The sequence below is a fragment of the Enterococcus sp. AZ196 genome (genome assembly GCF_050498845.1).
GTDB lineage: Bacteria > Bacillota > Bacilli > Lactobacillales > Enterococcaceae > Enterococcus_A > Enterococcus_A murrayae.
Genome location: NZ_JBIPAM010000001.1, coordinates 1003005 through 1015461, shown reverse-complemented (window position 1 = coordinate 1015461; position 12457 = coordinate 1003005). Strand labels below are relative to the sequence as shown.

At 38.6% G+C, this 12457-nt stretch carries 13 protein-coding genes and 1 tRNA gene; 12 read left to right on the top strand and 2 right to left on the bottom strand.

Annotated elements, in window-relative coordinates; translation table 11 throughout:
* Positions 1-29: 29 nt before the first annotated feature.
* The 11 genes from IGI67_RS04920 to IGI67_RS04870 all read left to right on the top strand — a co-directional run bounded on the left by IGI67_RS04920 (position 30) and on the right by IGI67_RS04870 (position 9450).
* Complete coding sequence (locus IGI67_RS04920) at positions 30-605, top strand: hypothetical protein (RefSeq protein WP_429956945.1); 576 nt, start codon at positions 30-32, stop codon at positions 603-605.
* A gap of 2 nt (positions 606-607) precedes the next feature.
* Entirely contained in the window at positions 608-1240 is a 633-nt protein-coding gene (locus IGI67_RS04915; protein WP_429956944.1) for a DUF1444 family protein, read from the top strand.
* Positions 1241-1260: 20 nt separating this feature from the next.
* Positions 1261-1869, top strand: coding sequence for a hypothetical protein (locus IGI67_RS04910; RefSeq protein WP_429956943.1), 609 nt, complete (start codon positions 1261-1263; stop codon positions 1867-1869).
* Positions 1870-1965: 96 nt separating this feature from the next.
* Positions 1966-2784 (top strand): efflux RND transporter periplasmic adaptor subunit, encoded by an 819-nt coding sequence (locus tag IGI67_RS04905; protein ID WP_429956942.1) that lies wholly within the window; start codon positions 1966-1968, stop codon positions 2782-2784.
* The gene (locus IGI67_RS04900; protein ID WP_207106969.1) at positions 2781-3467 is read left to right on the top strand and encodes an ABC transporter ATP-binding protein; all 687 of its coding nucleotides are present in this window, start codon (positions 2781-2783) and stop codon (positions 3465-3467) included. Before IGI67_RS04905 ends, IGI67_RS04900 begins: the two co-directional genes overlap by 4 nt.
* Positions 3457-4665, top strand: coding sequence for an ABC transporter permease (locus IGI67_RS04895; protein WP_207106968.1), 1209 nt, complete (start codon positions 3457-3459; stop codon positions 4663-4665). The genes IGI67_RS04900 and IGI67_RS04895 overlap by 11 nt, the downstream gene beginning before the upstream one ends.
* Positions 4666-4678: 13 nt before the next feature.
* On the top strand, positions 4679-5521 hold the full coding sequence (locus tag IGI67_RS04890; RefSeq protein WP_429956941.1) for a CPBP family intramembrane glutamic endopeptidase: 843 nt from the start codon (positions 4679-4681) through the stop codon (positions 5519-5521).
* A gap of 227 nt (positions 5522-5748) precedes the next feature.
* A complete protein-coding gene (locus IGI67_RS04885) occupies positions 5749-6567 on the top strand; it encodes an Rpn family recombination-promoting nuclease/putative transposase (RefSeq protein ID WP_429956940.1) in 819 nt (272 codons plus the stop codon).
* 172 nt (positions 6568-6739) lie between these two features.
* Positions 6740-7902, top strand: a protein-coding gene (locus IGI67_RS04880) for an IS3 family transposase (protein ID WP_429956939.1) whose coding sequence is annotated in 2 segments (ribosomal slippage) — positions 6740-7016 and positions 7016-7902 — 1164 coding nt in all. Because the reading frame shifts where the segments join, the coding sequence is not laid out codon by codon here.
* 181 nt (positions 7903-8083) lie between these two features.
* Complete coding sequence (locus IGI67_RS04875; protein WP_429956938.1) at positions 8084-8491, top strand: HTH domain-containing protein; 408 nt, start codon at positions 8084-8086, stop codon at positions 8489-8491.
* 11 nt (positions 8492-8502) lie between these two features.
* Positions 8503-9450, top strand: a complete 948-nt coding sequence (locus tag IGI67_RS04870; protein ID WP_429956937.1) for an IS3 family transposase — start codon at positions 8503-8505, stop codon at positions 9448-9450.
* A 419-nt stretch (positions 9451-9869) separates the two neighbouring features.
* On the opposite strand, the gene IGI67_RS04865 is transcribed toward IGI67_RS04870, so the two are convergent.
* Together IGI67_RS04865 and IGI67_RS04860 are read right to left on the bottom strand one after the other, a co-directional pair.
* Positions 9870-10469, bottom strand: a complete 600-nt coding sequence (locus IGI67_RS04865) for a YitT family protein (protein WP_429956936.1) — start codon at positions 10467-10469, stop codon at positions 9870-9872.
* Between the two features lie 500 nt (positions 10470-10969).
* Positions 10970-11041 (bottom strand) — tRNA-Arg (locus IGI67_RS04860).
* 52 nt (positions 11042-11093) lie between these two features.
* Between IGI67_RS04860 and rpoN the strand changes: the two genes are divergently transcribed.
* Entirely contained in the window at positions 11094-12395 is a 1302-nt protein-coding gene (rpoN, locus tag IGI67_RS04855) for an RNA polymerase factor sigma-54 (protein WP_207107862.1), read from the top strand.
* Positions 12396-12457 lie beyond the last annotated feature (62 nt).

The following is a 12457-nucleotide window of genomic DNA, read 5'->3' as shown; positions in this document are numbered from 1 at the left end:
AAATTAATCAGTGATATGGGGGAAAGGGAATGCTAGTTTTATGGGCTGTCGTTGGTTTTATGACATTGTGTCTGCTGATTTATTTGATGGTAAAAGATGGAAGGAAGGATGAAGGAAACAGTTGGGCGCAAAAAATAATAACCGGACTTAGTGGTAGAAAATATAACCTTTTTCTTCCTAAGCAATGGGAAATCTCAGAACCGACTTATGTTTCAAACACCTCCTATGATTTTATGGTGGAGAATGCCAACGGAACAGCATATATCGGATGCATTGTTGAAGACAAACGTGATTTTGTCAGTCTGGACGTTTATAAGGAAATAACAGAACGTTCGCTATGGGAAGATGAACAAAAAGAAATTTATTTTGAATCTGTCGAACGGAGTAACGAGAGATTCTGGGAAGTAGACTATACAACAACATTTGGAGGAATGAATCATCATATTTTGTATCAAGTAAAAGAAAGTGAAACACAATATGTTCAATTAGTCGCATGGACATCAATCAGTCGATTTGATGATTTGAAACCACCATTAGAGACAATCATGAACAGTTTTTCGGAGGTTACACCACTCTCTTTGAAGAATACTGAAAAGGAGCAATAAAAATGAAATTATTTAACAAAAATCAGTCGAAGAAAATAGCTGATCACCAGTTAAAAAACCAGCTTGAAGCATTTGATCAAATCCGTTCAGCAATTTTTCCAATGCCGCGCTCTAGTGACGTTGTTACTGTTCAGTTCAATGATGAAGGGAAAGAAATGTCGAAAGTTCATAAGCATTATATAGGGGATATCACAATCTTTTATCAAGTGGATCGTGGGACCTTTTGGGAAGTATTGTTGAAAGAAAATCTCCCGCCGACGATTTCTTTGGAGGAAATCGATCACTTAGCCTATCAAAATCTTACGAACAATTTTCGATGCGAAATCATCCTATCTTCCCGCTTTCTTGGTTATGAAATCTACTCCAGCGAGGAAATGACAGCATGCTCCTTGTTATTACCTAATCTTTGGGGAAATCTTTCGAATCGATTAGAGGATGATTTAGTCGTTTCTTTTCCAGCAAGGGACAGCGTGCTAATAGTGGAGGCAAGTAAAAAAGCAGAAGTTCAAGAGCTCAAACAGTTGACTGAAACTATTTATCAAGAAAACGAAAAACCTGTAAGCCGCTTGATTTATCAATTTAGTAGAGAAACTCATCAATTTTCACTATTGAATGAGCAACAACATTCCTACTGATTAATGAAAGAGGAAAAGAAATGAAGAAAAGTATCGTTACTACGACCTTTTTTACACTCTTTTGTCTGTTACTGTCTGGATGCAGTCAGATTCCTACTACGTCAAGTAATAGTCAGAGTGAGCAAACAACAGCTACGAGTCGTCAGAACATCTTTAGCAGTTCTGCCAGTTCAGAGGCTATTTTCTTGAAGAAAAATATTACGGGCATCAGCGGCAGTGTGTATCAGCTCACTTTTCCTTCTGATTGGATAGAAGAAGTTGATCCACTCAGTCAAAACAAGGATTTGGAATTTATGATCTATGACAAACAGGAAAGAGAGTTTGTCGCATGTATTTCAGAGAATAAGGAAGATTTTACTACGCTGGATGCGTATGCAGAACTGGTCTCGCAAAGATTGACTCGTACGAACAACACGCAAATTCAGTTCAATGATGAGCTGATGAATGGGGAAAAAATAAAAGTGTGTGAGTTTGTTTCAGATGTTCAAGGACTAAAACTAAGCTATATTTATCAGATTATCGAAACAAAGAATCATTATGTTCAATTATATGGTTGGACCTTTACGCGGTTGTTCGAAACTTCTCGGGATCGGTTGAGGAACATCATGAGTAGTTTTGATGAAATGTAAAGAGTGCACTTCGCAATGGAGAACGGCGCTATTAAGCGGATTAAGCACTTTTTTTAGATAGATATTAAATGATATAGAAGGAAGGAAAGAAAACAAATGAAGAAATTTATTATTGGTATCGGGGTAGTAGTTATTTTGGGAGTGGGGTATTTTCTATTACAAGGTCCGCCACCAGAGGAAGCAGAAGGAACCTCAGTGGAAATGTTTGAGGTGAAGCAGCAAACGCCGCTCCATCTGAAGGGACAGGTGAAGTCGACGAAGAAGCAAACGGTTCTAATAGATTCTGATAAAGGACCGATCCGGACGATTCATGTGAATGAAGGGGATCATGTCGCAAAGAATACCATCTTGCTTACTTATCGCTGGGGAGAAGTTGTTCGGGCGGATAATGATTCGTTAGTGACCATGCTAAATGAAGATGCGAAGAATGATTCCCAGCAGCAGCTAATGGTGTTAAAAAGTGAGGAATCCTCTATAAAAGGAACCGTTACCGAATACGATCGATCGAAAATTGTGTTAAATGAACCGATTGAGATTAAGTACGCCAATAGCGAGAAGACGGTTAGTGGAAAAATCATTTCTTTGGCTGAGATGAATAATGAAGCGGAGAAAGAAGACAAGGACAGCTTAGTGACCTATAACTTTACCGCAGTTCCTGACGAAGCGATTCCCGTGGGCTATTCGGTTGAACTTTTGATTCCACGTAATGAGATCCATTTGCCATTGAAGAGTGTCGTAGAAAAGGATGGGCAAACGTTTGTTTATACTGTTTCAAATAAAAAAGCAAAAAAACAACCTGTAACCATTGAAAAGGGGAATGGCTACTACCTCTTACATGAAGGGCTCAATGAATCACAGAAAATCATTAAGGACGCATCATCGATAAAAGATGGAATGGATGTGAACGTAAAATGATTGTGATGGAGAACATCAATAAATACTATACGGCGGATCAAGAACGCATCCATGTGTTGAAGGATATCCGCTTAACCATCGATGAACATGAATTTGTGGCGGTGATGGGGCCTTCCGGTTCGGGCAAATCAACATTAATCAATACGATTAGCTTCTTGGATGGGGATTTTGAAGGAACGTATCTTTTTGAGGGGAACGATGCCTATCGTTATAAAGATGAAAAACTGTCCGCCTTACGGAATAGAGCTGTTGGCTTTGTCTTTCAATCGTTTCAGCTCATTGAAAACAACACTGTTCTAGAAAATGTTGCTTTGCCTCTATTGTATGGAGGAAAGAAGCAACGCCAAACCAAACCGCTCGTCATGGAAGCATTACGAAAAGTTGGGATTGCTGATAAATACAACAAATTACCAAAACAACTTTCTGGTGGTCAGCAGCAGCGGGTGGCGATTGCACGTGCGATTGTCGGCAATCCCAAATTTATTGTGGCGGACGAACCCACAGGGGCCTTGGATAGCCATACTTCAGAGGAAATCATGGAGCTGTTTAAGCATCTGAATGAGGAAGAAAAGGTCACGATCTTAATGGTGACGCACGATCCAGAAGCGGCGGCTTATTGTCGGCGAATCATTACGGTAAAAGATGGCGAACTACTGGAAGAAGGTGTCCCTTATGCGAATTAGTGAAGTCTGGAAAACCGCTTTTAAAGCCATTGGGAAGAATAAACGCCGAAGCTTTTTAACCATGATTGGATTGATCATAGGAGTGTCTGCGGTGATCACAGTCTTTTCCATCGGTCGTGCGTTTGAAGAGTATGTTTCAGAATTTATGGGATTAAATCAAGTGGAAAATAAACTATCCTTTGATTTCAGTCCTAAAAGTGAAAACTTCACTGAAAACGGACTGAACGGGTTTACAGAGGAAGATATCAATCGAATTGAAAGTCTGCCAGGTGTCCAATCTGCAAATTATTATATCGATCAAAAATATGCTGCGCCTAATTTTAGTGACATTGAGAGTAGTGAACAGTCGGCATTTTTTAAGTTATTAAAAAAGACGGGGACGAAGACTATTTATGGTCGTTCGATCCAAGAAAGTGATTACTACAATGAGAATCCGGTGGTCGTTATTAATCAAAAAACGGCAAAAGCGATCAATAAAGAGGTTCCAGAGTCGATCATTGGCCAAAGTATCCGACTTGGCGGTCATCTGTTTGAGGTGGTTGGTATCATGAAGAATCGTGAGCATGGAACGATTCTTTCTACTCCGGAAAACAATGTAATTGCGGAGATACCTAAGAAAGCCTATGAGCATTACTTCAAGGGAACAGATTATAATTCGATTGATGTGAAGCTACGTTCAGGGGTCAAAGTGAAACGTGTGTCGCAATCAATTGAAAATAACCTTAAAAAATATGGCACCTGGAAAAAGCTTGGCAGTTATAAGAATCAGAATTCTGCGATGAAAAAAATGGTGGATCAATTACGAATGATCCTGACGGGGATTACGTTACTCGTCTCAGTCATTGGCGGAATCTCTCTATTTATCTCAGGAATTGGTGTGATGAACATGATCTATATTTCTGTCTCTGAACGAACAAAGGAAATCGGTGTTCGTCGTGCGATGGGTGGGACCAAAGGGAACATCATGATGCAGTTTTTATTAGAAGGAATCACCTTAACCCTCTTTGGTGGAATGATCGGCTTTTTGGTCTCGATCTTGTTAGGATACGTCGCATCAAGCTTTACACCATTAACTGTCCGTCCCGATTCGTTTACGATCGGCTTGGCTTTTGGTTTGTCCGTTGTCATCGGGATCGTTTTTAGCTGGCTGCCAGCTAAAAGTGCGGCGAAGAAGGATATTGTAACGTTGTTGCGATAATAGGGGTGATGGAATGAAAAAGATTGGAAAGGGAATGGCGGCTTTTGTTTGTGTAATCATTTTCGCTACTGCTGCGATGTCTGCATACGAGATCTTACCAAGCACATTGGGAAATGTAAATTCAACGGTTGCTAGTATGCTAGGAGCTGTCCTTAGTATCGTGCTTATTCTTGCCGGCTTATTACTAAGCGCAAAAATAGAAGGAAAGACCTTGGCTGATTACGGCATTTCTTGGAGCAAAAGAGAACCGAAAAAACTGCTTATTGGCTTGCTGATTGGGATTGGCGCATTTCTTATGGTGGTCATTCCACTATATTTACTGAAGGTTTATGAATTAAATACAAGTCATCATTCGTGGGAGAAAATCGTTAATCAATTATTCTTATTCATCGCGGTTGGTTTCCTAGAAGAGTATTTATGTCGTGGGTTCATCCAGCATCATCTTCTACGATTTGGTCCTTACACGGCATTAATGCTTACTTCTATTCTTTTCAGTTTGATGCATCTTGGAAATCCTGGAATCACGCCATTAGCACTGATTAATATTGCCCTAGCTGGAACATTGATGGGCAGTGTCATGTACGCCTTAAACAGTATTCATGCGGCGGTAGGTGTTCATATTACATGGAATTGGATTCAAGGAGCGATTTTCGGAATTCCAGTGAGTGGGACAACGCCGTCAGGTTATTTTTCCACCACTATTTTGAGTAATAACCAGCTGTTCACTGGTGGTAATTTTGGTGCAGAAGGGTCGGTCGCATGCACAATCATCACGTTTCTTTTGACTGTCAATTTTTTGATTATTGCGCTTAAAAATCGAAACTGGGGGAAGTTTGCTGAGAAGTGGGATAAGTAGGTCATTTATTATTAAAAGAAATTCAGCAGCAACAGAAAAGAGGCGTGGTCATGAAAAAAAGTGATCGGTGCATTATTACTCTTTTCTTCTAAAATAATACAAGCATTTCTTCACTCTTTGCGTATTTTAAAGTAAATAAATTTTGAAGGCTGCTGAGAAACCATGCTATAATTGGGGCGAGAAATGCCTCTCAGCATGGCGTCTACCAGCTGAAAGGTGTGGAAAAAATGCAAAAGTATTTACCAACGAATGACCTGTTATTTCGCAAACTGCTAACCTCTGAAGACTCCCTGTATATCCTGAAAGCCTTTGTCAAAGACCTGCTAGGCATCGAATTCCAGTCCCTTATGCCAAAAGAAACCTATCATATCGACAGCTATAAGAAAAAGTTCAACGAAATCGATCACATGCAAACGGAGATCCTGCGAACAGAAGTGGATATCTTAGCCATTGGAGAAGATGGCAGCCATGCCACTATCGAATGCCAAATCCAGCCGCATAGCTATTTCCATGAGCGTTCACTCTTTTATCTGGCCGAGGCCTTCCGCTCACCTTTTGGGTCTAGCGACAAAAAAGAAGCAGGGAAAAAGAACAACTTTTCTAGTTTGCGACCTGCTTATGGAATCAATATTGTGGATTTCCATTTATTTGATCGAAAAGACAATGCCTTACAGCTGTTCCGCTTATTAAATGAAGAAACACATCAGCCTTTTTTCAATGAAGAGAACAAGGAATTATTGATTCTCTGTTTCCTCAGTCTAAAAAATCAAACGATTGAAAAACAAAAGGCCGCCTATCATTGGCAATATTTTCTAAAAACCGGAGAAGTTGAGTCGGAAGCTCCCGACTATATCAAAGAAGCAAAAAGAAAAATTGATTTCTTAACATTGGAAAGCGAGGAAAAAGAAATGATCATGAACATCGAAAAATCCAAAGCTATTTCTGACGCTGTATTTGTGACTGCTATGGAAGAAGGACATAAAGAAGGGCATAAAAAAGGGCTTGAAAAGGGGCTCGAAAAAGGGCGACAGGAAGAGAAACAGTAAAATATACCCTATAAAGTAGACAGATTTAGAAAGAGGGTTCCCTTAAAGTAGACACTTAGACAAAGGGGTGTTCCCACTAAAGTGGACACAGAAAATATTGAATCGGCTACACTAGACTAGACAGAAAAAATAAGGTGTGTAGAATAGAAAAAAACACACTGGAGGATTTTTCATGTCAAGACGTCAACGAAGAACCTATTCAAAAGAATTCAAACAACAAGTAGTCGATCTCTACCTTGCAGGCAAGTCACGCGCCGAAATCATTCGAGAGTATGAGCTCACGCCTTCTACCTTTGATAAATGGGTGAAGCAGGCTCAAGCGACAGGGTCGTTCAAGGAAAAAGACAACTTGACGCCAGAACAAGCTGAACTGATCGCACTACGGAAGAGAAACAAGCAGCTTGAAATGGAGAACGATATTTTAAAGCAAGCGGCGCTGATATTCGGACGAAAAGACAAGTAATTGATGACAACAAGCAAAAATACTCGATATCAGCGATGTGTAAAATTCTAAATATTTCTCGTCAAACCTATTATTACCAACCCCAGCCGATCCAAAATGAATCCGAATTAGAAGAGATCGTCCAGGACGAGTTCATCCGAAACCGAAAAGCTTACGGTACCCGAAAATTGAAGAAATGTTTAGTAAAGCGTGACCTTCAACTCAGTCGGCGCCGAATCGGTCGGATCATGAAACGTCGCGGGTTGACATCTACCTATACGATCGCTCATTTTAAAGGCCACCGAACAGCTTGTAATGAAGCAAAAACAGCGAATGTATTGAATCGAACCTTTACCCAAGAGCAACCATTGGAAGCCATCGTCACGGATCTTACTTATGTTCGCGTAGGGAAAAAGTGGCATTATATCTGCTTGATTCTTGATTTATTTAATCGAGAAATTATTGGTTATTCCTGTGGTGAGAAAAAAGATGCCGCATTGGTAAAAGAGGCTTTTGGCCAGATTCCCTATCCTTTAACAGACGTCAAACTTTTTCATACAGATCGTGGAAAGGAATTTGATAACCAAACCATTAATGAGATTCTGAATGGTTTTGGGATCACTCGTTCGTTGAGTAAGAAGGGCTGTCCATATGATAACGCCGTTGCGGAATCAACCTATAAATCTGTCAAAGTAGAGTTCGTGCATCAATACCAATTTGAGACACTGGCACAGCTACGCCTAGAATTGTTTGATTATGTGCATTGGTGGAACTACCTGCGATTGCATGGCACATTGGGGTATGAAACACCGATCCAATTTCGACAACAGAGATTGGCGAAGCGAACCCTTGATAATGAGCTTGGATCTGATACCTCTGGAGAGGCAGCGTAATTGAATGATTGTGCTTCTGCCGGAGAGAATCAGATCCGAGGAGGCTCATTGTCAAGGGCAATCGGAGCCATAACATCCCGGCATTCACAACACCTTATAATTTTTGTCAAAAAAAGTGTTGCCATTCCATATCTTCGGGAAGATGTTAATATATAACAAAGCATCTAGTAGGAGAGAAGAAATGAGAGAGTATACCAAGAAGCAAATAAAAGAACTAGAGTCTAATGAATACACTTTAAAGGTCACCTCAAAAAAAATGTACTTTACTGCAAAATTTAAAAAAGATTTCTGGATTAGTTATCAAGCTGGAAATGCACCGAGAAAAATTATTAGCGATTTTGGATACGATGTATCCATGTTTCCTCAAAAACGAATTGATAGTCTTGTTCAAAGAATAAAACATCAAGCAATGTCAGGAGAAGGTTTTAAAGAAGGTGAAGATCACAGTAAACGAGTAGCTATTAAAAAAATTCAATTACAAGAAGATCTTTCACCACAATCATTAAAACAAATACAACACGAACTTTTATACTTGCGCCAAGAAGTCGAATTTCTAAAAAAAATTACAAAAATCAACAATTCAAAATGAATCGACAAAACATGAGTGAATCTAGCCGTAAGTTTGAGGTTATCCATGAGATGTTGACTCAAGAAGACAATGTATTGTCCGTCGTTATGCTTTGCGAAATTGCAGGGGTATCACGCTCTGGTTATTATCGCTGGGTAGAAAATGCACCTAAGCGCAAAGAAAAAGAGGATAATGATAAAGCCGATTTTGAAAAAATTTTAAAAGCCTATAATTGCCGAGGGTATGCCAAAGGTGCACGTAGTATACATATGAATTTATTACATCAAACACCGCCAATAGTGATGAATGTTAAAAAAATAAGGCGCTTAATGAAAAAGTATGGATTAATTTGCCCTGTACGCAAGGCAAATCCATATCGAAGAATGGCTAAGGCATTAAAAACAAGCAATGTAGCAGAAAATCTATTAAACCGGGAATTCACAGCGCACGGTGCAAGAGCTGTGCTTCTAACAGATATTACATATATTCCGTATAATGAGGGATTCTGTTATCTATCAACGATCCTGGATGCTTATACCAAGCAAGTACTAGCATATGTTCTCAGTAAATCGCTGGAAGTGGATTTTGTTTTAGAAACAATTGATCAAATGATGGAAAATCACGGTGAAACTTTGACGATGGAAACTTTAATTCACAGTGATCAGGGGTTTCACTATACGAGCTGTAGCTTTATTCAACTAGTAAAAGACAAAAACATGAGACAATCAATGTCGCGTCGAGGGAATTGTTGGGATAATGCTCCTCAAGAGAGTTTCTATGGTCATATGAAAGACGAAATAGATATTAGTCAATATACAGGGTTTGATGAAGTAAAAGCAATTATAGATAATTGGATGACCTATTATAATAATGAACGCTATCAATGGCAATTAGCTAAGTTATCCCCTAATGAATACTATCAATACATAACAACGGGAAAGTATCCATTAAAAGGAATCACACCACCTAAAAATAGTTAAGTAGCTATAGCAATATCTACCTGAAAAGTTATCTCCCTTTTTCTTAAAGTGTCCTTGACATAGGGTACGTTTCAGAAAAGACGAAACAAGCATTAGCAATCGAATTCTTAAAAATCGGAGTTAGCATAGAGCAAGTAGCAAAAGCCACTAAATTAACCACCGAAGAGATTGAAAAATTGAAGCAGGAGCATAGCTGATTTTCCATAAACTGTTCTAGTTGTAAAAAGTGGATTCCGTCAAGGACCTAATGGAGCGTTTGAATAAGGCCGCCTATCACTGGCAATTTTCAAAAAAACGGAAAAGTTGAACAGGAAGCTCCTGATTATATTAAAGCAGACGTAACTAGAGATAAATCAATTATTTAAAAAGGTCCTTATACAACTCTTGATGGGGTGTATAAGGACCTTTTTACTGGTTCATTATTTTTCTTTAAAATAGCCGAATAATAAGTTTAGCTCAAAAGAATAAATGTAGGTGAATATGAGCCCTAGAATGACTGATTGAATGCCATAAATAAACAGTCCAAATCCAAGAATAAAGAAGTTCAGGAATCTGATTAATTTAGCTAATGAGATTTTTTGGTTATATTTGAAGATAATAAGAGCTATTACATCCATACCTACAGTTGACGCATTGGAGGACAAACAGCAAAAATAGCCAAAGGCGATTAGCAAGCTAGCGATCAGTAACGAAGGTACCGCCGATAAATGAATAATAAGTGGTAGATTGATAAAAAAAGTGAAAAATATAGAATAGGTGATACTGCTGACAATCGATTTAATCAGTAGCTCTCTTCCTAGAAAAAGGGTGGTCAAAACTAAGAGACCAAGCAGTAAAAGAGTATTGATAAGATCAATTCGAACGAGGATAAACTTGGTGACAATCATAGAAAGACTGGTTACACCACCGTTAATAATCTTATGAGGTACCATGAATTTTGCATAAGCAAAACTCATGACAAAATTTCCAAGAGAAATCATCCCCACGTCATGAATATGTTTTCGAGAATTTATTTCCATCAGTCTAACACCTGTGAACTTTCATAATAGTAGAATACATAGAGAATCACTATCTGATTATGATAGGACAAAGATTTCATCATTAGTTTATCATATTTTTAGTGATAAAATAATACGAAATATTTTAATGTGGATGAAAATGCAAAAAAGAGTGATTTCATTTTTCAAAAGTGCATATCAAATGATTTTTCAATTTTTGCTTTATGTTTAATAGATCAGATTTTTCGATAGTAAAATCTAATAATTTGTTGAAACTTCCTGTTACTTACAGCATCGAAGGTATCATTATCTATTGTTAGGAATTAATTGGATTATAAGATTTGATTGGCTTGCGATTGATAAATGGTTAGAAGTGCGAGTATAATGAATTTATGTCAGTCTTGACATGCAATTAAATGAGGGATGGAATCATTCTCGTTTTAAAAACTAAACGTAGTAGGGACTAAAAAACACCTTCCATCCATAGATGAAAAGTGTCATAAACGCTACTATAATAATAATGCGCCCTGAGGGAATCGAACCCCCGTCTCAAGAACCGGAATCTTACGTGATATCCACTACACTAAGGGCGCAAGCACGTTTATTAGTTTAGCATATAATTTTAAAAAAACAAGGGGAAAGTATATGAAGTTTCAACAAGGTTATTCGCAAAAGCAGCAGCAAACCCAAAAATTAGCGATGACGCAGGAATTGCAGCAATCGATTCAAATTTTACAATTTAATACTGAAGAGCTGCAGGATTACGTTGAAACGGTCTCTTTAGAGAATCCGCTATTTGAAGTTGTCGCGCCAAAAATTCAAAGTGACCTGATGCAGATGCACAGTGGAGCAGTCAAGGAAGAGTCATTTATCCAAATTGCTGATCATCCAGTCTCTTTGTTTGAACATTTGATTAATCAGGTTCATCTGAATTATAGAGATACCTTTATTCGAGAAATCATGCTGGTTCTAGTTGAGTATGTCGATGTAAATGGGTATTTGAAGGTTGAAGAAGAAAAGATCAAAGAAGAGCTAAATGCTACGGATATTCAATATCTGGATGCGTTGACACTGTTGCAGCAGCTCGATCCACCGGGTGTAGGTGCAAGAAATTTACAGGAGTGCCTGATGCTGCAAACGGAGCAGGATGATTATGCGCCGGAGTTGGCTTATCTTCTATTAGAAGAATCATTTGATGCCATTGCAAAGAGGAAGTTTGAACAAATCGCCAAGGAATATCAAATCAGTTTGGCGCAAGTTCAGCAAATATTAGATTACATCCGAACGTTGAACCCCTTCCCAGGAGCAAGTTTTGGAGGCCAAGACTCGAATTTCATCATTCCTGATCTGACATTAGTGAGAAGAGATGGGGAATTGGTTGTTTTATCAAACAAACGCGGACAATTGCGTTTGAATTTTCAAGAAAATTATTTTAATCGGCTGAAGCAACAGGCCGATGAAGAGACGAAAATTTACTTAAAGGAAAAGCTTCAGCAATTTGAGTGGTTGAATAAGACCCTCGGTCAAAGAAAAGATACGATTTTAGAGGTTGGAAAAATCATCGTTCAACATCAAGCGCATTTCTTTGAAGACAAACAAGGGGCGTTAAAACCGTTGATGTTAAAAGATGTTGCGAAGCAATTAGAGGTTCATGAGTCAACAATCAGTCGAGCAGTGAACGGCAAGTACATCGAGACTGATTTCGGAGTCTTCGAATTACGCGGCTTTTTCGTTAATAAGGTGAATGATGAAGATACCTCTGCTGACGAAGTGAAACAACTGATTGCTTCATTAGTAGAGCAAGAAGATAAACGCAAGCCATTATCCGACCAAAAAATTGTCGAGCTGCTCGCTGAAAAGGACCAGAAAATCTCTCGACGAACAGTAGCGAAGTATCGAGATGCACTAAATATTCCCAGCTCTTCTAAAAGAAAACGTTTTGATTAAGCTGAGTTGAAAAAACTTGGCTTTTTCCTTGCGTAGAAGACTCAAAACTGTTACACTTTGTC